Source organism: Isoptericola sp. NPDC055063 (genome assembly GCF_053608125.1).
Genome location: NZ_JBSGUW010000004.1, coordinates 127,016 through 147,981, shown reverse-complemented (window position 1 = coordinate 147,981; position 20,966 = coordinate 127,016). Strand labels below are relative to the sequence as shown.

At 73.6% G+C, this 20,966-nt stretch carries 18 protein-coding genes; 12 read left to right on the top strand and 6 right to left on the bottom strand.

Annotated elements, in window-relative coordinates:
- Window positions 1-11: 11 nt before the first annotated feature.
- Window positions 12-758 (bottom strand): IclR family transcriptional regulator, encoded by a 747-nt coding sequence (locus ACWF41_RS06370; RefSeq protein ID WP_380321585.1) that lies wholly within the window; start codon window positions 756-758, stop codon window positions 12-14.
- Between the two features lie 84 nt (window positions 759-842).
- On the opposite strand from ACWF41_RS06370, the gene eda reads away from it, so the two are divergent.
- Window positions 843-1,496: a bifunctional 4-hydroxy-2-oxoglutarate aldolase/2-dehydro-3-deoxy-phosphogluconate aldolase gene (gene eda / locus ACWF41_RS06365; RefSeq protein WP_380321588.1), complete on the top strand. Its 654-nt coding sequence runs from the start codon at window positions 843-845 to the stop codon at window positions 1,494-1,496.
- A gap of 26 nt (window positions 1,497-1,522) precedes the next feature.
- Window positions 1,523-2,629, top strand: coding sequence for a sugar kinase (locus ACWF41_RS06360; RefSeq protein ID WP_380321591.1), 1,107 nt, complete (start codon window positions 1,523-1,525; stop codon window positions 2,627-2,629).
- Between the two features lie 84 nt (window positions 2,630-2,713).
- Here the strand turns inward: ACWF41_RS06360 and ACWF41_RS06355 are convergent, their stop codons facing one another.
- On the bottom strand, window positions 2,714-3,742 hold the full coding sequence (locus tag ACWF41_RS06355; protein WP_380321594.1) for a LacI family DNA-binding transcriptional regulator: 1,029 nt from the start codon (window positions 3,740-3,742) through the stop codon (window positions 2,714-2,716).
- A 370-nt stretch (window positions 3,743-4,112) separates the two neighbouring features.
- Here ACWF41_RS06355 and ACWF41_RS06350 point away from each other — a divergent pair, with 370 nt between their 5' ends.
- From ACWF41_RS06350 to ACWF41_RS06325, 6 genes are all read left to right on the top strand, one after another.
- Window positions 4,113-5,129, top strand: coding sequence for an ABC transporter permease (locus ACWF41_RS06350; protein ID WP_380321597.1), 1,017 nt, complete (start codon window positions 4,113-4,115; stop codon window positions 5,127-5,129).
- Entirely contained in the window at window positions 5,123-6,049 is a 927-nt protein-coding gene (locus tag ACWF41_RS06345; protein ID WP_380321600.1) for a carbohydrate ABC transporter permease, read from the top strand. The genes ACWF41_RS06350 and ACWF41_RS06345 overlap by 7 nt, the downstream gene beginning before the upstream one ends.
- Window positions 6,050-6,160: 111 nt before the next feature.
- Complete coding sequence (locus ACWF41_RS06340; RefSeq protein WP_380321603.1) at window positions 6,161-7,828, top strand: ABC transporter substrate-binding protein; 1,668 nt, start codon at window positions 6,161-6,163, stop codon at window positions 7,826-7,828.
- A gap of 110 nt (window positions 7,829-7,938) precedes the next feature.
- Entirely contained in the window at window positions 7,939-9,474 is a 1,536-nt protein-coding gene (locus ACWF41_RS06335; RefSeq protein WP_380322556.1) for a GH39 family glycosyl hydrolase, read from the top strand.
- On the top strand, window positions 9,471-10,160 hold the full coding sequence (locus tag ACWF41_RS06330; protein ID WP_380322559.1) for a glycosyltransferase: 690 nt from the start codon (window positions 9,471-9,473) through the stop codon (window positions 10,158-10,160). Before ACWF41_RS06335 ends, ACWF41_RS06330 begins: the two co-directional genes overlap by 4 nt.
- Window positions 10,161-10,189: 29 nt before the next feature.
- Window positions 10,190-12,256 carry a beta-galactosidase gene (locus tag ACWF41_RS06325; RefSeq protein ID WP_380322562.1) on the top strand — a complete coding sequence of 689 codons (2,067 nt, stop codon included), beginning with the start codon at window positions 10,190-10,192 and terminating at the stop codon, window positions 12,254-12,256.
- Between the two features lie 124 nt (window positions 12,257-12,380).
- On the opposite strand, the gene ACWF41_RS06320 is transcribed toward ACWF41_RS06325, so the two are convergent.
- The 3 genes from ACWF41_RS06320 to ACWF41_RS06310 are packed head-to-tail and all read right to left on the bottom strand — an operon-like array spanning window position 12,381 to window position 15,537.
- Complete coding sequence (locus ACWF41_RS06320; protein ID WP_380322565.1) at window positions 12,381-13,223, bottom strand: ABC transporter permease; 843 nt, start codon at window positions 13,221-13,223, stop codon at window positions 12,381-12,383.
- A complete protein-coding gene (locus ACWF41_RS06315) occupies window positions 13,220-14,173 on the bottom strand; it encodes an ATP-binding cassette domain-containing protein (RefSeq protein ID WP_380322568.1) in 954 nt (317 codons plus the stop codon). The genes ACWF41_RS06320 and ACWF41_RS06315 overlap by 4 nt, the downstream gene beginning before the upstream one ends.
- Window positions 14,170-15,537: an FAD-binding oxidoreductase gene (locus ACWF41_RS06310; RefSeq protein WP_380322571.1), complete on the bottom strand. Its 1,368-nt coding sequence runs from the start codon at window positions 15,535-15,537 to the stop codon at window positions 14,170-14,172. The genes ACWF41_RS06315 and ACWF41_RS06310 overlap by 4 nt, the downstream gene beginning before the upstream one ends.
- A 213-nt stretch (window positions 15,538-15,750) precedes the next feature.
- Here ACWF41_RS06310 and ACWF41_RS06305 point away from each other — a divergent pair, with 213 nt between their 5' ends.
- Window positions 15,751-16,575, top strand: coding sequence for a sensor histidine kinase (locus ACWF41_RS06305; RefSeq protein ID WP_380322574.1), 825 nt, complete (start codon window positions 15,751-15,753; stop codon window positions 16,573-16,575).
- Window positions 16,572-17,249 carry a response regulator gene (locus tag ACWF41_RS06300; RefSeq protein ID WP_380322577.1) on the top strand — a complete coding sequence of 226 codons (678 nt, stop codon included), beginning with the start codon at window positions 16,572-16,574 and terminating at the stop codon, window positions 17,247-17,249. The genes ACWF41_RS06305 and ACWF41_RS06300 overlap by 4 nt, the downstream gene beginning before the upstream one ends.
- Here the strand turns inward: ACWF41_RS06300 and ACWF41_RS06295 are convergent.
- Window positions 17,198-18,691: a serine hydrolase domain-containing protein gene (locus tag ACWF41_RS06295; RefSeq protein ID WP_380322578.1), complete on the bottom strand. Its 1,494-nt coding sequence runs from the start codon at window positions 18,689-18,691 to the stop codon at window positions 17,198-17,200. The genes ACWF41_RS06300 and ACWF41_RS06295 overlap by 52 nt on opposite strands.
- Before the next feature lie 82 nt (window positions 18,692-18,773).
- Between ACWF41_RS06295 and ACWF41_RS06290 the strand changes: the two genes are divergently transcribed.
- Together ACWF41_RS06290 and gap are read left to right on the top strand one after the other, a co-directional pair.
- Complete coding sequence (locus ACWF41_RS06290) at window positions 18,774-19,739, top strand: GlxA family transcriptional regulator (RefSeq protein ID WP_380322593.1); 966 nt, start codon at window positions 18,774-18,776, stop codon at window positions 19,737-19,739.
- A 107-nt stretch (window positions 19,740-19,846) separates the two neighbouring features.
- A complete protein-coding gene (gene gap, locus ACWF41_RS06285) occupies window positions 19,847-20,845 on the top strand; it encodes a type I glyceraldehyde-3-phosphate dehydrogenase (RefSeq protein WP_380322581.1) in 999 nt (332 codons plus the stop codon).
- Window positions 20,846-20,966 lie beyond the last annotated feature (121 nt).

Here is a 20,966-nt window from a genome sequence, read left to right as displayed (position 1 = left end):
GTCACCGGGTACTACGTGGACGGGACCGTGAGGCCCGTCGGGAGGACGGACGGCAGGAGCTCCCGCAGCGCGGCGACCCGCGCGTCGCGGGCGGGCCCGGTCATGCGCTCGACGGGCGCGGTGATGCTGACCGCCGCCACGGGGCGCCCGCCGCGCAGGAGGGCGACGGCGACGCACGCGATGCCGGGCTCGTTCTCCTCGGTCTCGGTGGCGTAGCCGCGGGCCCGGGCGTCGTCGAGGGCGGAGCGCAGGCGGGCGGCCGGCTCCCGGTCGGTGGCGAACCGCTCGACGTCGGCGGCGGCCGCCGGGGTGGCAGCGAGCAACGCCCGCCCGAGGGCGCTGGTCGCGGCCGGGATGCGCCGACCGACGGCGGACCACACGCGCAGCGGGCGCTGCGGCTCCACCTTGTCGAGGTAGACCACCTCCTGGCCGGCGAGGGTGCCCAGGTGCACGAGCTCGTCGACCTCGTCGCGCAGCGCCTCGAGCGCCGGTCGCAGCAGGCCGGGCAGGTTGTCCTCGGCGAGGTATGCCGCGCCGAGGGACAGGACCGCCGGGCCCAGCGTGTACGCGCCGTCGGGGCCCTGGTCGGCGTACCCGCGGTGCCGCAGGGCGGCCAGGGTGCGGTGCAGCGTCGACTTGTTGGCGCCGACCTCGGCGGCGAGGTCGGCCAGGGTCGCGCCGCCGGCGCCCGCGCGTGCGAGCGCGTCGAGGGTGAGCAGCGCCTTGTCGACGCTGCCGAGCGGGCTGGGGGCGGTCATGGGTGTCCTTCCGCGGTGGGGGCCGATCCGTTATGGTGTTCCGTAGTGAACAACGTCCGTTCACCATAACGAAACGGAGCCAGGATGTCTTCCCCCACGACCCCGGCCGGCGACGTCGTCGCCGCGCTCGGCGCCCACCGCCTCGTGCCCGTCGTCGTGGTCGACGGCGCCGACGAGGGCGCCCGCCTCGCCGACGCGCTCGTCGCCGGCGGCCTCCCCGTCGCCGAGATCACCCTGCGCACCGCGGGCGGCATCGACGCCATCCGCGCCGTCGCGCGCACCCAGCCCGATGTCGTCGTCGGCGCGGGCACCGTGACCACCGTCGACCAGGTCGACGCCGTCGTCGACGCCGGGGCGCGCTACATCGTGTCGCCCGGGCTGTCGGCGGCCGTCGTGCGCCGCGCCCAGGAGCACGGCGTGCCCGTGCTGCCCGGCGTCGCCACGCCCAGCGAGATCATGGCCGCGCTCGACCTCGGCATCGACGTGGTCAAGCTGTTCCCCGCGTCCGTCGTGGGCGGGCCTGCCGCGATCAAGGCGTTCTCCGCGCCGTTCCCCGGCCTGCGCTTCGTGCCGACGGGCGGCGTGAGCGCCGCCAACCTCGGCGAGTACCTCGGCCTCGCCCCCGTGCTCGCCGTCGGCGGGTCCTGGATGGTCGAGAAGGCGCTCGTCGCCGCCGGCGACTGGGCCGAGATCACCCGCCGCACCGCCGAGGCCGTCGCCCTCGCGCAGCCGGCGTGAGCCCCCAGACCCCGCAAGGAGACCTGATGTCGAACCCGTCCCTGACCACCCGCCCCGCGGCCGAGTGCCGCTACGACGTCGTCGCCCTCGGCGAGGTCATGCTGCGCCTCGACCCGGGCGACCGGCGCGTGCGCACCACCCGCTCGTTCGACGTCTGGGAGGGCGGCGGCGAGTACAACGTGGCCCGTGGCCTGCGCCGCGCGTTCGGGCTGCGCGGCGCCATCGTCACGGCGCTCGCGGACAACGAGGTGGGCCGCCTCGTCGAGGACTTCATGCTCACCGGCGGCCTCGACACCTCCTGGGTGCAGTGGCGGGACTACGACGGCATCGGCCGCAGCGTGCGCAACGGCCTCAACTTCACGGAGCGCGGCTTCGGCGTGCGCGGCGCGGTCGGCGTGAGCGACCGCGGCAACACCGCCGTCTCGCAGATGAAGCCCGAGGACGTGGACTGGGACGCGCTGTTCGGCTCCGGCGTGCGCTGGCTGCACACCGGCGGCATCTTCGCGGCGCTGTCCGAGTCGGCCGCCGACGTCGCCGAGGCCGCGATGACCGCGGCGAAGAAGCACGGCACGATCGTGTCCTACGACCTCAACTTCCGCCCGTCCCTGTGGAAGGGCATCGGCGGGGTCGAGCGCGCCCGCGAGGTCAACCGCCGTCTGGCGCACCACGTCGACGTGATGATCGGCAACGAGGAGGACTTCACCGCCTCCCTCGGCTTCGAGGTCGAGGGCGTGGACGAGAACCTCACCGACCTCGACACCGGCGCCTTCCGCACCATGATCGGCACGGCCGCCGAGGCGTACCCGACCTTCCAGGTCATCGCCACGACGCTGCGCGGCGTGAAGTCCGCCTCGGTGAACGACTGGGGCGCCATCGCCTGGTCGCGCGCCGAGGGCTTCGTCGAGGCCACGCACCGCGCGGACCTGGAGATCTTCGACCGCGTGGGCGGCGGCGACTCCTTCGCCTCCGGCCTGGCCTACGGGCTCATGGAGCTCGGCTCCCTGCAGGAGGCCGTGGAGTACGGCGCCGCGCACGGCGCCCTCGCCATGACGACGCCCGGCGACACGACCACGGCCACCCTCGCCGAGGTCGCCAAGCTCGCCGGCGGCGGCAGCGCGCGCGTCCAGCGCTGACCGCGAGGTAGTTCCCGCCCCCGCGAGGTAGTTCCGATCTGCGCGAGGTAGTCCCAGATCCGGACTACCTCGCGGAGATCCCGACTACCTCGGCGGGGGAGCGGTGGACTCGCGGACGACGAGGGAGGTGGCGAGGTTGACGCGGCGCACCTCGGGATCGCCACCCGCGGCGAGCTCCAGCACCATGCGCGTCGCGACGGAAGCCATCTCGGCGAGCGGCTGGTGCACCGTGGTGAGCGACGGCGTCGTCCACTCGGAGAGCGGTAGGTCGTCGTAGCCGACGATCGACAGGTCGCGAGGCACCGACAGGCCGCGTTCCTGCGCCGCCCGCAGGAGGCCGATCGCCTGCATGTCCGACCCGGCGAAGATCGCGGTGGGCCGGTCCGGCGCGTCGAGCAGCTCGCACCCGGCGCGGTAGCCGGCGGCCACCTCGAAGTTCCCCGACCGCACGATCGTGTCGTCGTAGGGGACGCCCGCCTCCTCGAGCGCGCTGCGGTAGCCGCCGATCCTTGCCCGGCTGCACAGCATGTCGTCGGGGCCGCCGATGGCGCCGATGCGGCGATGCCCGAGCTCGAGGAGATGGCGGGTGGCCGCGAGGCCGCCCTGCCAGTTGTCCGAGCCCACGCTGGGGACGTCGGGCGGCGGCTCGCCGTCGGTGTCGATGACGACGAACGGGATCGCGCGGGTGCTGAGCCGGCGTCGCTGAGTGGGTGTCAGCTGGGCGGCCACGAGCAGGACGCCGACCGGCGGCCGGGCCAGCGTGACGTCGAGCCATGCCTGCGGCGGTCGGTGCCCGCCGTCGAGCTCGGAGAGGATGACCGAGGTCTGGGCCCGTGCCGCGGCCCTCTCGACGCCGCGGATGATCTCCGTGGACCACGCCGAACCCAGGCGGTGGAAGACCAGGTCGACGAGGCCCGTGCCCTCCGTGGGGGTCGCGGCCTTGCGTCGGCGGTACCCGTGCCGGCGCAGTGACTCCTCCACCCGGGACCGGGTGGCGGGCGAGACGTCCGCGCGGCCGTTGAGCACCTTGGACACGGTCGGCACGGACACGCCGACGTCGTCGGCGATCTGCGCGATGGTCGGGGCGTCGTCGCGGGGGGTGGAGCTGCTCATCGTCCGTCCTGGGGGCATGTGCCTCGGCGTGGCAAAGCCGAAACTTTCGTGGAGTGATCCTAGCCTGCGCACGGCGGCTTCCGACCCGCCGGGGCCGGGGTCTCGCCGACGAAGTCGGCCCGCAGCCTGGACCCGCAACCCGCGGTGAAAACCCCTGACATCGCTGGCTTTCTGCCGCGACCGGCGCGACCCCGGGCGGCCGTTTCATCGTTGTCATCAAACCGTGACCCCGAGGATGCTTGACCCGCGCCACGATGTCGCCCTACTGTCTGGCGCCAGATGGAGAACGTTTTCGACGACGAAACTATCGGGCGGCCCGCAACGAGGTGGGCTCCCTCGGCGCACGACGACGTGACGACAGGAGGACCTCATGGCGCAGGACCTAGGGGCGGTGGTGACAGCGCCACCGCCGACCGGTCGCCCGGCGGAGGAGCCGCCACCGGCGGCGGGGCCGGCCCGTCGGCCGGTCGGCGGACGGGCCCCGCGGACCAGCTGGGCGCAGGCACTCCGCAAGGACTGGCGGCTCTACACCTTCGTGGCGGTGCCGCTGGTGTGGTTCCTGCTGTTCAAGTACGTGCCGATGGTCGGGAACGTCATCGCGTTCCGCCGGTTCCGCCCCGGCGGCAACCCGCTCGGTGACGAGTGGGTCGGCTTCTACTACTTCGACATGTTCATCCACAACCAGCAGTTCTGGCAGGTGTTCTGGAACACCGTCATCCTCGGCGGGATCACGCTGCTGGTGACCTTTCCCCTGCCGATCGTGCTGGCGCTGATGCTCAACGAGCTGCGGTCGCGCCGGTTCAAGAAGGTCGTCCAGACGATCTCGTACCTCCCGCACTTCATGTCGATCGTCATCGTCGCCGGACTGGTGCTCCAGCTCACGTCCGTGAGCGGCACCGTGAACCAGATCGTCCAGGCCTTCGGCGGGGACGCGATCGCGTTCATGCAGGAGCCGGACTGGTTCCGCTCGATCTACGTCAGCTCGGAGGTCTGGCAGACCGTCGGCTGGGGCACGATCCTCTACCTCGCCGCCCTCACGACCGTCGACGACCAGCTCTACGAGGCCGCACGCATCGACGGTGCGAACCGGTGGCAGCAGACCTGGCACATCACCCTGCCGGGGATCCGCCCCACGATGATGGTGCTGCTCATCCTCAACATCGGCTCCTTCATGGCGGTCGGGTTCGAGAAGGTCCTCCTGCTCCAGAACCCGCTGATCTACTCCACGGCCGACGTCATCTCGACGTACCTCTACCGCGTCGGCATCCAGTCCGCGCAGTTCTCCTACGCCACGGCGATCGGCCTCTTCGAGGCCGTCATCGGCCTCGCCCTCGTCCTCTCCGCGAACTATGCGTCGCGCCGTCTGGTGGGAGCCTCGCTGTGGTGACCGACACGACCGTCCCCGACATCTCGGCGGTCCGCGCCCAACCGACCACCGTCAAGGACTCGACCGGTTACCGGACCTTCCGCGTCACGAACGTCGTCGCCCTGGTGATCGTCTGCGCGGTGATGCTGTACCCGTTCGTCAATCTCGTGGCGAAGGCGTTCTCGTCGGAGGGATACATCGCCGCGGGCGAGGTGAACCTCGTCCCGCGCGGGTTCAACCTCGAGACGTTCAAGGTCGTCATGGACGACGCGATGTTCTGGACCAACTACATGAACACGGTCGTCTACACCGTGCTGGGCACGGTCATCTCGATGGCGCTCACGACGCCGTACGCCTACGCGCTGAGCCGGCAGAACCTCAAGGGCCGGAACTTCTTCATCGGCGTCGCCGTGTTCACGATGTTCTTCAGCGGCGGCCTGATCCCGAACTACATCCTGGTCTCGGACGTGCTGGGCATGCGCAACAGCATGTGGGCGATCGTCCTGCCGGGCGCGATCTCCGTGTTCAACCTGCTGGTGATGAAGTCGTTCTTCGAGAACTTCCCGGCCGAGCTCGAGGAGGCCGCGGCGATCGACGGCCTCACGACCTACGGGATCTTCGGCCGGATCGTGCTGCCGCTGTCCAAGGCGGTGCTCGCGACGATGACCCTGTTCTACGCCGTGAGCCTGTGGAACTCGTGGTTCAGCGCCTTCCTGTACCTGGACCAGAAGGAGCTCTTCCCGGTCACGGTCTACCTCCGCAACCTCATCGCCGCGGCGTCGAACCCGGCGGCGGGGATCGCGGGCGCGGACACGGTGCAGATCGGCGCCAACATCCAGTCGGTGACGATGCTGCTCACCGTGCTGCCGATCGTCTGCTTCTACCCCTTCATCCAGAGGTACTTCGTCTCCGGCGTGATGCTCGGCTCCGTCAAGGGCTGAGCCGCGCCGCGTGTGTCGGCGGGCCCCGACGACTCCCCGACGACCCCTTTCTCTGCCTCACCTTCGTACTCATCCCGTAGAGCGACGACGCTCGTCACCCGAGGAGAATCCATGAAGAGCACCCGCACGCGCGCGGCCCTGGCGGCCGTGACGCTGACCGCGCTGACCCTGGGCCTCGCCGCCTGCGGCAGCAGCGGCGACGACGACTCCGGCGACGGCGGGTCCGGCGGCGCCGCGTCCATCGACGCCGACCACTCCGTCGGCGCGATGGACGACTTCGCCGTGGGCACCGACTTCAAGGCGACCGAGCCGGTGAAGTTCTCCCTCATGTACCGCGACATGCCCGACTACCCGGTCAAGAACGACTGGTCGGTGTTCCAGCACCTCGATGCCGACCGCAACGTCACCTTCGAGCGCACGGACATCCCGCTGGCCGACTGGGACCAGAAGAAGTCGTTGCTGATCGGCTCCGGCGAGGCCTCCGACCTCATGCCGGTCACGTACCCCGGCCAGGAGACGCAGTTCGTCTCGGGCGGCGCGATCCTGCCGGTGTCCGACTACCTCGACTACATGCCGAACTTCACGGACAAGATCGAGAAGTGGGGCCTCCAGGAGGACCTCGACAACCTGCGGCAGGACGACGGCAAGTTCTACCTGCTGCCCGGGCTGCGGGAGAAGCCCGACGTGCAGTACTCCATCATGATCAACGACGACATGTGGAAGAAGGCGGGGATCACCGAGGACCCGAAGTCCTGGGACGAGTTCGGCGACGACCTCGCCAAGGTCAAGGCAGCCAACCCGGACGTCAAGTACGCGTTCTCCGACCGCTGGAACGAGAACCCGAACCCGCTGGGCTCCCTGCTGAACGTCATGGCCCCCAACTACGACACCGCCGCGGGGTGGGGCTACAACAACGCGCACTACGACGAGAGCGCCGGCACGTTCGAGCTCACCGGCACGACCGACGCGTACAAGCAGCTCCTGGAGACGGTGCACGGCTGGGTGGCCGACGGCTCGATGGACCCGGAGATCACGCAGTCCGACGACCAGGCCAAGCAGAAGTTCGTCACCGGCAAGTCCGCCGCGGTCTCCGCCAACACGCAGGAGCTCACCTCGTACCGGACGGCGATCGAGGACGCCGGCAAGAAGATCAACACCCGCCTGCTCACCATCCCCGGCGGCCCCGCCGGCAACAACCTGCCGTCGGGCCGGTTCACCTCGGGCGTGATGATCTCCTCCGACGCGGCCGACAAGCCGTACTTCAAGGCGCTGCTGCAGTACGTCGACTGGCAGTACTTCTCCGACCAGGGCATCGAGTTCGCCCTGTTCGGCGTCGAGGGGGAGACGTACTCCGCGGGCTCCGACGGCACCCCGGTGCTGAACGACGACATCACCTGGGGCCCGATGAACCCGGGCGCGAAGACGTTCCTGAACAAGGACTTCGGTTACAGCAACGGTGTGTTCCTGCTGGCCAACGGCTCCTCGCAGCAGTACATCCAGGCCATGATGCCGGACGAGATCAAGGACTGGACCAACGCGGTGCTCGACTCCAAGACGATGCTCCCGGTGGCGCCCGCGGCGCGGCTCGACGAGATGGAGCTGGAGCAGAACACGCTGCTGGACACCCAGATCAAGGACGCCGTGGCCGCGGCGAGCGCCGAGTTCATCACCGGCAAGAAGTCGCTGGACGACTGGGACGCCTACGTCGCCCAGATCGAGGGCCTGGGCTCCCAGCAGTACATCGACACGATCAACACCGCCCTGAAGCGCCAGGGCTGACCCGGCGGCGTCGCCGCCGGTGCTCCCGCGCCGGCGGCGCCGCTCCCCGCCGTCCCGCCCCCCGTCCCGCCCCCGTCTCGGCACGCCAGACCGCCGGAGGAGCCGCACCCGTGACCACCGTCGTCGTCCCCACCGAAACCTCCGGCACGTTGTCGGACGCCTGGCGCCGCTGCGTCGGCACCGGACGGTTCAACCTCGCGCTGCGGCAGGACTACCAGGAGTCACTCGCCGTCGTGCAGCGCGAGATCGGCTTCCGTCACCTCCGGGGCCATGGCCTGCTGTCCGACGACGTCGGCATCCACCGCCCCTACGACGAGGCGGGCCACCGCGGCACCCGGTACTCCTTCACCTACGTCGACCAGGTCCTGGACTCGTGGCTGGCGCTGGGCATCCGGCCGTTCCTGGAGCTCGGGTTCATGCCGTCCGCGCTGGCGTCAGGGGACCAGACGGTCTTCTGGTGGCAGGGCAACGTCACCCCGCCGCGCGACCACGGCGAGTGGGCCGCCCTCGTGCAGGCCGTGGTGCGGCACGCGATCGACCGCTACGGCCTCGACGAGGTGCGGCAGTGGCCGATCGAGGTGTGGAACGAGCCGAACCTCGACATCTTCTGGGAGGGCGCGTCGCAGGAGGCGTACTTCCGGCTGTACGAGGTGACGGCACGCGCGGTCAAGGACGTCGACGCGTCGCTGCAGGTGGGCGGCCCGGCGATCTCGCCCGGGGCCGACGAGTGGTGGGAGCCGTTCGCGGAGCTCGTCGAGCGCCGCGACGTGCCCGTGGACTTCGTGTCCTTCCACGCGTACACGACGGGCCCGGCGCAGGCGGTGCCGTTCGGCACGTACCAGACGCTGCGGCACCCCCGGAACCTGCTGGACCAGTTCGCCGCCCCGGCCAAGCTGCTGGCCGGCACGCGGCTCGAGGGCCTGCCCGCCCATGTCACCGAGTTCAGCACCAGCTACCGCCCGGACAACCCCGTGCACGACACGGCGTACCAGGCGGCGTCGCTGGCGCCCGTGCTCGCCGAGGGCGGGGACCACGTCGACTCGTTCTCCTACTGGACGTTCTGCGACGTCTTCGAGGAGGTCGGCATCCCGACCTCCGTGTTCCACGGGGGCTTCGGGATGCTCGGCCACCGTCAGCTGCGCAAGCCCGTCTTCCACCTGTACGCGTTCATGGCGCGCATGGGCACGGACGTGCTGCACCGCGGCGAGGACCACCTCGTCACGCGCGACGCCGCGGGTCGCGTCACCGTGCTGGCCTGGCAGCCGGTCGGCGGGACGGACGACGCCGACGAGCCCGGCCGCCACGAGCTGCGCCTCAGCGTCCCGGTCGGCGACCCGGTCACGCGGCGCGCCTCCGTGCACCGGTCGCGCGTCAACGACGACGAGGGCAACGCGTTCAGCGCGTGGCGCCACCTCGGGCGGCCGTCGTCGCCCACGGCCCGGCAGCTGGACCTGCTGCACGAGACGTCCGTGCCGGGGCGCTCGGACACCTCGCTGGAGGTGCACGGCGGGCGGGTCGAGCTGGTGCTGCCGCTGGCCCGGCACGAGGTGACGCTCGTCGAGATCGACGCCGTGCGGGACGAGACGCCTGCGTGGCTCGACGACGCACGCATCGTCGGCCGCGCCGCCTCCCCGGTGGGGGCGTGATGGCCGCGGCGGGCAGGCAGGCGAGGGAGTTCGGCGACGGGATCCTCGCCCGGGTGACGGCGCGCGTCTACCGGTACGTCGTCGTCGGGGTGCTCACCACCCTCGGCAGCGTGCCCACGCTCCTGCTGCTCGCGCTCCTGGACCGTTCCACGGGAAACGCGCTGATCGTGCCGCTGTGCCTGGCGCCGACGATCCCGTTCTGGTCCGCCGCGCTCTTCGCCCTGCACGAGCAGGCGGGCGCGGACGAGCCCGCCCCGGCCCGCTCCTTCGCCCGCGGCCTGCGCCTGAGCTGGCTCGACGTCCTCCGGCTGTGGGTCCCCGCGCTGGCGGTGCTCGGCGTCGTCGCGACGTCGGTCGTGCACCGCGACGCGGCCGGGATCTCCGTCGCGTACGCCGTCGTGCTCGCCGTCCTCGGCGTCGCGATCCTGCTGTGGGCGCTGGAGGCGCTGCTGCTCACGTCCCTGTTCTCCTTCCGGGCGCGTGACGTGGCGCGCCTGTCCGCGTACTACCTGGGGCGCCGGCCGCTGGTGACCGTCGGCCTGCTCGCCCTGGTGGTGGTCGCGGCCGGCGTGGTGTGGCTGGCCGGCGAGACGGTGCTCGTCCTCGTCGCCGTCCCCTGGCTGGCGTTCGTGCTGCGCACCGGGGAGCCCGTGCTGGACGACGTCCGCGCCCGCTTCGTCGCCTGACCCTGCCCGTCGCCCTGGAGGACCGCGTCATGCCCGCCCACCTGCCCGCCGGACGCAAGATCCGCTACGGCGGCGACTACAACCCCGAGCAGTGGCCGCGGGAGGTGTGGGAGGCCGACTACGCCGCGTTCGACCTGGCGTCGATCGACACCGTGACGCTCAACGTCTTCTCGTGGGCGACGCTCCAGCCCGACGAGGACACCTACGACTTCGCGTTGCTCGACGAGGTCGTGAAGCGGGCGGTGGCGGGCGGGCGGGACGTCGTGCTCGCGACGTCCACCGGCGCGCTGCCGCCGTGGCTCGCGCACCGGCACCCCGAGGTGGAGCGCACGGACTTCCAGGGCCGGCGGCACGTCTACGGGCAGCGGCACAACGCCTGCCCGAGCTCGCCCGTGTACCGGCGCCTGTCCGCCGAGCTCGCGGGCCGGATCGCGGAGCGGTACGCCGGCACGCCCGGCCTCGTCGCGTGGCACGTGGGCAACGAGTACGGCGGGTTCGACGGCGGCTGCTGGTGCGACCTGTGCGCGGCCGGCTTCCGGGACTGGCTGCGCGCCCGCTACGGCACGCTGGAGCGGCTCAACGAGGCGTGGAACGCGACGTTCTGGTCGCACACGTTCAGCGACTGGGCGCAGGTCGTGCCGCCCAACATGCTCAGCGAGCACTGGCGCGGGCCGGACCACACGGCCTTCCAGGGCATCACGCTCGACTACCGGCGGTTCATGTCCGACGCGATGCTCGCGAACTTCCGCGACGAGAAGGCCCGGATCCGCGAGCACGACGCGACCACCCCGGTGACCACCAACTTCATGGGGATGTTCCGGCCGGTCGACTACCACCGCTGGGCCGCAGACCTGGACTTCGCGTCGTGGGACAACTACCCGCCCGGGCAGCGCGAGCACGCGCGCATGGCGCTGGCCCACGACGTCATGCGGGGCCTCAAGGACGGCGCACCGTTCTGGGTCATGGAGCAGACGCCCACCATCACCGCGTCGCGCGACGTCAACCCGGTCAAGCGGCCCGGCGTGCTGCGGCTGTGGTCGTGGCAGGCCGTGGCGCACGGCGCGGACGCGGTCCTGTACTTCCAGATGCGCCAGTCACGCGGCGCGTGCGAGAAGTACCACGGCGCCGTCCTCGACCACGCCGGCCGCACGGACACCCGCGCCTTCCGCGAGGTCGCCGCGCTGGGCGCCGAGCTCGACGCGCTGGGCGACGCCGTCCTCGGCGCCCGCACGCCCGCGCGCGTCGCGCTGCTCTTCGACTGGGACTCCTGGTGGGCTGCCGAGATGACGGACGGCTTCAACCGGCATGCCCGGTACGTCGACACGGTGCTGGCCTACTACCGCGCGCTGTGGCAGGCGGGCGCGCAGGTCGACGTCGTGCCGGTGACGGCGGGCCTGGAGCCGTACGACGTCGTGCTCGCGCCCATGCTGCACGTGCTCAAGGGTGACGTCGCGGCGCGGTTGGAGGGCGTCGTCGCGCGCGGCGGGTCGGTGCTCGCGTCGTACTGGTCGGGCCGTGCCGACGAGGACGCCAACGCGTTCCTCATGGACGCCCCCGGGCCGCTGGGCCCGCTGTTCGGCCTGCGCGTCGAGGAGACCGACTCCGCCGAGCCGGGCGTCAGCAACCCCGTGACCCTCAAGGACGGGACGGGCGACGACGCGGTCGCGGACGGCTCGCTCGTCTTCGAGGTCGTGGTGCCGCAGGGCGCGGAGGTGGTCGGCACCTACGGCGCGGAGTTCTACGCGGGCACGCCCGCGGTCACGCGGCACCGCCCGCACGGCGAGGACGGCGGCGAGGCCTGGTACGTCGCGACGGCGCTCGACGACGTCGGCGCCGCCTGGGTGGTGCGGCGCGTGCTCGACCGGCACGGGCTGGTGGGCCCGTACGCCCACGTCGACGACGTCGAGCTCGCCGTGCGCGCCGGCGCCGACGGCACCCGGACGGCGTTCGTCCTCAACCACGCCGCGGTCGCCGTCGACGTCGCCGCGCACGCCTCCGGGACGGACCTGCTCACCGGCCGCCGCGTCGAGGCGGGCGAGACCCTGCACCTGGCGCCGACCGACGTCGTCGTGCTCCGTGAGGACCCGCCGAGGTAGTTCCGAGCCGGCCGAGGTAGTGCGAAATCCCGCGAGGTAGTTCGAGAATCCGAACTACCTCGCGAAGATCCGAACTACCTCGCGGGATCTTGAACTACCTCGCGAGAAACGGGACTACCTCGCGTCAGACGACCCGGCGGTAGGCCACGACGGCGGCGGAGCCGAAGACGACGAGGAACGCGCCGCTCCACAGCAGGGTGGCGGTCACGGCCCCGGCGACGGGCCCGCCGAGCAGCAGGCCCTGGCTGGCCTCGATCGCGCGGCTCACGGGGTTGACCGCGGCCCACGACTGCAGCCAGCCGGGCATGGTCTCGACCGGCGCGGCCATGCCCGTGCCGAACACCAGCGGGAAGGGCAGTACGAACCCGATCGTCGAGACCATGATCTCGTTGCGCACCAGCACGGCGACGAGCACGGTGAGCCAGCTCAGCGAGAAGCCGAGCACGATCGCCAGGCCGCACGCCGCCAGCGCGGGCAGCAGCCCGGTCTCGACGCGGAAGCCGAGCACGTACCCCACCGCGAACAGCACCACGACCGCGACGAGGTAGCGGACGCCGTCGGCGAGGACGGAGCCGAGGAGCATCGCGGCGCGCGGCACGGGCATGCTGCGGAACCGGTCGAAGACCCCCTTCTTCATGTCCTGCACGATGCTCAGCCCGGTCGCGACCTGCCCCGTCAGCACGGTCGACAGCACGAGCACGCCCGGCAGCACGTACTGCAGGTAGGCGTGCGTGGACCCGGCGACCGCGCCCCCGAACAGGTACACGAACAGCACGAGGAAGAGCACGGGCATGAAGACGGCGTCCACGAGCTCGCCGGGGTTGCGCCGCGTCCGGGTGACGTGCCGGTGCGCCAGGGCGAGGCTGTGGCGGGCGAGCGGCCAGCGGCGGGGGCCCTCGTGGCGCCGGGTGCCGGGGGCCCGGGTGTCGAGGGCGGTCGCCGGGGCGACCGTCGTGGTGCCGGTCATGAGTCCTCCCTCGGGGTGGTACGTCGCCCGTCGGTCAGGGCGAAGAAGACCTCGTCGAGGCTGGGCAGCCGCAGCGCCACCTCGGTGACGGCGACGCCGGCGTCCTCGAGCCCGCGCACGACGGCGGCGAACGTGCGCTCGTCGTCCACGGACGTCGTGACGACGCCGCTGCGGGGTGGCGCTGCCGGGGCGCCGGTGGCGCGCGCGACGACGTCCGCCGCGGCCCCGACGAGGGCCGGGTCGCGGGGCCGCACGACGACCGTCTGCCCGCCGACCTGCTGCTTCAGGCCCGCGGGGGTGTCGTGCGCGACGACGCGGCCCTCGTCGATCACGGTGATCTCGTCGGCGAGCGCGTCGGCCTCCTCGAGGTACTGCGTGGTGAGCAGCACGGTGGTGCCGTCGTCGGCGAGCGACCGGATGGTCTGCCACAGCTCCTCGCGCCTGCCGGGGTCGAGGCCGGTGGTGGGCTCGTCGAGGAACAGGATGCTCGGGGAGCCCACGAGGCTCGCGGCCAGGTCGAGGCGGCGGCGCATCCCGCCGGAGTAGGTGGACGCGCGCCGGCCGCCGGCGTCGGCGAGGCCGAACCGGTCCAGCAGCCGCGCGGCGCGGGACCGGGCCTCGGCGGTGGGCAGGTCGAGCAGCCGGCCGAACAGGACGAGGTTCTCGGCGCCCGTGAGGTCCTCGTCCACGGTCGCGTACTGGCCGGTGAGCCCGATGCGGCGGCGCACGGCGACGGGGTCGCGGCCCACGTCGAGGCCGTCGACGACGGCGCGGCCGGCGTCCGCCCGGAGCAGGGTGGCGAGCACGCGGATGGCGGTGGTCTTCCCGGCGCCGTTGGGGCCCAGCACGCCGAGCACCGTGCCGCGCTCGGCGCGCAGGTCGACGCCGTCGAGCGCCGTCGTCGCGCCGAACGTCTTGACGAGGCCCTCGGCCTCGAACGCGGCGCTCACGACGACGCCTCCGCGGCGTGCGTGGGGGCCACATTGAGGTTGCGCGCGAACAGGTTGCCGGGGTCGTAGGCGCGCTTCACGGCCCGCAGCCGGGCGAGCGTGGCGGGCGGGTAGGCGGCGTGCAGGTCGGCCTCGGTGGCCGTGCCCTGGAAGTTCACGTAGGCGCCGGAGCCGTGGGCGGCGACGCCGCGCCACCCGGCGAGCGCCTCCTCGACGGCGGCGTCCGGGGCGTCCGCGGGCACCACGACCCCGCCCACCACGAGCGCCTCGGCGTCGCGGTGGGCGAACGCCGTCTCGTCGGGCAGCACCCGCGAGAACGCGCCGCCCAGGGCCCGCAGGCCCAGCACGGTGGGGTGCTCGCCCTCGAACGCGGCGACGACGGCGGCCACCGCTGCGTCGTCGAGCCGCGGCACCAGCGCGTTGCGCCCGACGAGGCGCGCGCCCGGCGGGTGGTGCCCGCCCTCGGCGAGGACGGCGGCGTACGGCACGGTCGCGACGTCGTCGGCCAGCAGGGCGCCCAGGTGGCGCAGCGGTTCGATCGACCGGTCGGCGGCCGCGGGGTCGTCGTGGGAGGCGCAGACCAGCGCCGTCACCGCGGCGGGGCGGCCGCCCATCGCGGGGGAGAGGACGAGCGTGCTGCTCAGCTCCTCGTCGGCGGCGCGCAGGACGTCGCGCCACCCGGCGACGAGCGCGGCCGGGTCGTCGGGCGCGAAGGTGAGCGACCCGAAGCGGACGTCACCCACGCGCGCCGCGACGAGGTCGACGCTGGTCACCACCCCGAAGTTGCCGCCCCCGCCGCGCAGTGCCCAGAAGAGCCCGGCGTGCCGGTCCGGGCCCACGACCAGCGCGCGCCCGTCGGCGAGGACGACCCGCGCGGCGACCACGGCGTCGACCGCCAGGCCGTGCCGGCGCACCATCCACCCGACGCCGCCGCCGAGCACGAGGCCGCCGACGCCGACGCCGGCCGTGTCGCCCGCGGTGACTCCGAGGCCGTGCGGGGCGAGCGCCGCGGCGACCTTCCCCCACGTGGCGCCGGTACCCACCCGCACGACGTGGCGCTGGGGGTCGACCACCTCGACGGCGTCCAGGTGGCGCAGGTCCACGACCAGGCCGCCGTCGTTGGTGGCGTGGCCGGTGAGGCCGTGCCCGCCCGAGCGGACGGACAGGACCAGCCCCTCGCGGGCGGCGTGGGCGACGGCGGCCGCGACCTCCGCCTCGTCGCGGGGCCGCGCCACCAGGGCGGGGGAGCCGGCGGCGAAGACGGTGCGCCGTGCGTCGTCGTACCCCTCGTCGCCGGGGGCGAGGACGTCGCCCAGCCCGGTCGCGACAGAGGCGGGGGTGCGGCGGGGTGCCTGGATGCTCATCGGTGCTCCTCGGGGTCGGTCGTGCGTCGTCGTGCGTCGATCCGTGGTCCCGATCCTTCGCGCCGGGGGCGCCCCGGCGCGTCCGCCCGGCGGTGACACCTGCGGCTACCGGGCAGGGCGGCGGGGCGGCGCCCGCGTACGACGGGGGGAGCAGGCGCGGACGCCTCCCGGCGCCGGATGCGGCCGCCGACACCGCGCACCTACGCTGCCCGGATGGGAACAGGACGGGCACGGGAGCGGATCCTCGCGGCGGGCTGGCTGGTCTCCCTCGGCGTCGCCGGGGTCGCGGTGCTCCAGTGGCGGGCGTACGTCCGCGAGGTCGAGCAGCGGGCCGAGGACGCCGAGCGCACGCGGGACGAGGTGGCCCGGCGGCGCGCCGTGGAGGAGCGGCTGCGCATCGCGCGCGAGCTGCACGACTCCCTGACCCACTCCATCTCCGTGATCAAGGTGCAGGCGGGCGTCGCCGCGCACCTGGCGCGCAAGCGGGGCGAGGAGCCGCCGCCCGCGCTGCTCGCGATCCAGGAGGCCAGCACCGACGCCGCGCGCGAGCTGCGCTCCACGCTCGACGTGCTGCGGCGCGACGGCGAGCCCAACGGGAACGGCCTCGACCGGCTGGAGGCCCTCGTCGAGCGGGCGGAGGGCGCGGGTGTGCCCACCACCGTGCGGGTGGTGGGCGACCGGCGCACCGTGCCGGCCGAGACCGACCAGGCCGCCTACCGGGTGGTGCAGGAGGCGCTCACCAACGTCGCCCGGCACGGCGGGCCCGCGGCGGCCGCGACCGTGCGCGTGACGTTCGCGGACCGGGAGCTCACGCTCCAGGTGGACGACGACGGCCGCGGCTCGCGGGGGGAGCCGGAGCCCGGGCACGGGCTGACCGGCATGCGCGAGCGCGTCGCCGCCCTCGGCGGCACCCTGCACGCCGGGCCGGGGGAGTCGGGCGGGTTCTCGGTGCGCGTCACCCTCCCGCTGCCCGCGCCGTCCGGCCCGCCCGCGGCGGCACCGGGGGCCGTGGCCGGCGAGCCGGCGGCCCGCGCGTGATCCGCGTCGGCCTCGTCGACGACCAGGCCCTCATCCGCTCCGGCATCCGGGCGCTGCTCGACGCGGAGGACGACGTCGAGGTGGTGGCCGAGGGCGCCGACGGGCGCGAGGGCGTGGCGCTGGCGCGCGAGCTGCGGCCCGACGTCGTGCTCATGGACGTGCAGATGCCCGGGCTCGACGGCATCGCCGCCACCCGCCAGATCGCCGCCGACGACGCGCTGGCCGGCGTGCACGTGGTGATGCTGACCAACTACGGCGTCGACGAGTACGTCTTCGAGGCGCTGCGGGCCGGGGCGTGCGGGTTCGTCGTGAAGGACACGGAGCCCGCCGACCTCCTCGAGGCCGTGCGCGCGGCGGTGCGGGGCGACGCGCTGCTGTCCCCGGCGATCACGCGCCGCCTGATCAGCGAGTTCGTCGCGCGCCCGCCGGACGCCGTCGGCGCCGACGGGCTCGGCCTCCTCACGCCGCGCGAGCGGGAGGTGGTGGCCCTCGTCGCCCACGGCCTGTCCAACGACGAGATCGCCGAGCGGATGGTGCTCAGCCCGCTGACGGCGAAGACGCACGTCAGCCGGGCCATGACCAAGCTGGGCGCGCGCGACCGCGCCCAGCTCGTCGTGTTCGCCTACGAGTCCGGGATCGTCTCCCCGCGCTCCCGCCCGGCCGACCCGACGTAGCCCGGCGTCAGGAGCGCGTCCCGCGCCACCGCGCCCGGGACGACGAGCGTCGACAGGGCGGGCCGCCACAGCGGCGTCGTCACCCACGCGAGGTCGAGGCGCTCGCCGTCCGGCCCGGTCGGCGCCTGGCCACGCGCCACCAGGCGGTGCGGGGACGTCGGGACGACGACGTCGATCTGCACGGTGCCGTCGGGGCGGGCGCCGTCCTCCCCCGCCCGCCCCCGCAGCGCGAGGACGAGCACGGGGTCGGCCACGGGGTCGTGCTCGGAGCCCGGCCGCGGGTCGCCCGGCCACGGCACGACGTGCGTGGTCCACTCCCGGTCGGTTACGTCCAGGACGTGCCCTCCGACGTCGACCCGCCACGTGCCGGGCCCGTCGCCGGGCAGGAGGGTCCACGGGACGGGGGCGATCCGGTCCGCCGGCGTGGGCTCCGGGTCGGGGTCGAGGCGGCCGGGCCACGTGTCGAGCTCCTCGAGGCGGTCGCGCAGCCAGGCCGCGGCGTCGTCGTCGGGTGCGAGCGGGCCGTCCTCCACCCCCTCGGCGAACCGCCAGAACGCCGCGAGCACGCGGTCCGTGGTGCGGGTGGAGCCGAGGTACCCGATCGCGAGGCCGAGCTCAGGTACCGCCAGGCCGAACTGCCCGTACGCGCCGTCGGCGCGGAAGCCGTGGCGGCTGCGCCACACCTGGTAGCCGTAGCCGCGCGCCCAGTCGTGGTCCGCGCCGGGCTCCTCCGCGTTGTCCGACCAGGGACGGGACATCTCCGCCAGCCAGGCCTCCGGGATCACCTGCACGCCGTCGTACCGGCCGCCGTCGGCCAGCGTCACCGCGAGCCGCGCGACGTCCTCGACCGTGACGTGCAGGCCCGAGAACCCCTGGTCGATGTCGAGCGTGCCGTCGCGGTGCCCCACCCACCAGGAGCCGCGGATACCGAGCGGGTCCAGCACGCGCGGGCGGAGGTAGTCGGTGAGGCGCTCGCCGGTGAGCGTCGTGACGATCGACGACAGCGTCATCGACGCCGGCGAGTTGTAGACGAAGTGGGTGCCGGGGGCGTGCTGGGGCGGGGTGCCGAGCAGCCGGGCGGAGTCGAACCCGATCTCCGCGACCTGCTCCGCCGTGTGCCCCGTGTTCATCGTGAGCAGGTGCCGCACGGTGATGCCGGAGTCCGTCGGCAGGCCGAGGAGCGACCCGGCCAGGTCGTCGGGGGACAGCGCGCCCTCGGCCACCAGGTGCCCCACCGCGATCGCCGTGAACGTCTTCGACACCGAGTAGACGAGCCCCGGCAGGTCGGCGCGGTAGGGCGCCCACGTGCCGCGGACCACCGGGACGCCGTGCCGGGTGATGACGAGGGCGTGCGGGTCCAGGCCCGGCACCTCCAGGTCGTCGAGCAGGGCGAGGACGGCGGCGGTCGGGATCCCCTGTCGTTCCGGGGTCGAGGGCGTCATACGGTTTCTCCTTCGAACGGTGGGCGCGGACGGGCGCGGCGCGCCGGCTCGAGGATCGCGCACCCGGTGGGCGCCGTCTAGCCTGCGTCTCGTGCCGGAACCGCGTCAGCGCCGCGTCGCCGTCCTCGTGCTCGAGGGCGCGAAGCCCCTGGACGTCGGCATCCCGTCGCAGGTGTTCACGACTCGCCCGAGCATGCCGTACGAGGTGCGCGTCTGTGCGGCGGTCCGCGGGCTGGTCGCCGGCGGGGACGGGCTCTCGTACCACCTGGAGCACGGCCTCGAGGCGCTGGCCTGGGCCGACACGGTGTTCCTGCCCGGCTACCGCTTCCCGGACCGCGACGACCCGCCGGCCGCGGTCGTCGACGCGCTCCTGGCCGCGCACGCCCGCGGCGCGCGGCTGGCCGCCATCTCGACCGGCGCCTTCGCGCTCGCCGCGACGGGTCTGCTCGACGGGCGACGGGCCACCACGCACTGGCACTACACGCGGGCGCTCGCGGCCAAGCACCCGCGGGTGCGCGTGGACGAGAACGTCCTGTTCGTCGACGAGGGCAGCGTCCTCACGTCGGCGGGCGCGGCGTCCGGCATCGACCTGTGCCTGCACATGCTGCGCGGCGACCTGGGCGTCGCGGCGTCGAACCACGCCGCCCGCCGCCTGGTCGCCGCCCCGTACCGGAGCGGCGGCCAGGCCCAGTACGTGCCGCGCAGCGTGCCCGAGCCCCTGGGGGAGCGGTTCGCGGCCACGCGCGAGTGGGCGCTGCACCGCCTGGGCGACGACCTGACGCTCGACGTCCTCGCCCGGCACGCCGCCGTCTCGCCGCGGACGTTCTCGCGCCGGTTCGTGGACGACACCGGGTACACGCCGATGGCCTGGGTGCTGCGGGCGCGCGTCGACCTGGCGCGGGAGCTGCTGGAACGCTCCGAGCGCAGCGTCGAGCAGATCGCCGCCGACGTCGGCCTCGGCACGGGCGCGAACCTGCGCGGCCACTTCCGGCGGATCCTCGGCACGACGCCCAGCGAGTACCGGCAGACCTTCGCCCGGGGGGAGTGACCCGGCGGTCGGGCTGGCGAGATCCTTGCGGACCGTGGCGTCCGCGCCGGTGTTCCGCCCTCGCTCGTGCGGCGAGCTTGGTGGCGACACGAGAGGAAGGGCGTCACATGACTCGCATCGCCATCAACGGGTTCGGTCGGATCGGTCGCAACGTGCTGCGCGCGCTGCTGGAGCGCGGCAGCGACCTGGAGGTCGTCGCCGTCAACGACCTCACCGAGCCGGCCGCGCTCGCGCGGCTGCTCGCCTTCGACAGCACGGCCGGGCGCCTGGGTCGCCCGGTCACGGCCGAGGGCGACGCCCTCGTGGTCGACGGCCGCCGGATCGCCGTGCTCGCCGAGCGCGACCCGTCCGACCTGCCCTGGAAGGAGCTCGGCGTCGACGTCGTGCTGGAGTCGACCGGCCGGTTCACGGCCGCCGACGCCGCCCGCGGCCACCTCGACGCCGGGGCGCGCAAGGTGCTGGTGAGCGCGCCGTCCGCCGGCGCGGACGTCACGCTCGCCCCCGGCGTCAACACCGACGCCTACGACCCGGCCGCGCACACGATCGTCTCCAACGCGTCGTGCACCACCAACGCGCTCGCGCCGCTCGCGTCCGTGCTCGACGACCTCGCCGGGATCGAGCACGGGTTCATGACCACCGTGCACGCCTACACCCAGGAGCAGAACCTCCAGGACGCCCCGCACCGCGACGCCCGGCGCGCCCGCGCGGCGGCCGTGAACATCGTGCCCACCACGACCGGCGCCGCGAAGGCGATCGGGCTGGTGCTGCCGCGCCTGGCCGGGAAGCTCTCGGGCGACTCGATCCGCGTGCCCGTGCCGGTGGGCTCGATCGTCGAGCTCAACGCCACCGTCGCCCGCGACGTCTCGCGGGACGACGTGCTGGCCGCCTACCGTGCGGCCGCCGCCGGCCCGCTGTCCGGGGTGCTCGAGTACTCCGAGGACCCGCTCGTGTCCTCGGACATCGTCGGGAACCCGGCGTCGTCGATCTTCGACTCCCTGCTGACCCGGGTGGACGGGCGGCACGTCAAGGTCGTGGCCTGGTACGACAACGAGGGCGGCTTCTCCCACCGCGTGGTCGACACCCTGGAGCTGCTCGCCGCGGGCTGATCACCCCGGCGGGGGGGGGGGGAGGGAGGGGGGCCCCCCGGGGGGGGGGCTTCGCGTGGGGGAGGGGATCCCCCTCCTTGTTTTGGCGGTGGGGGGAAAGGGCTAGTTTTTTGTTTTCTCG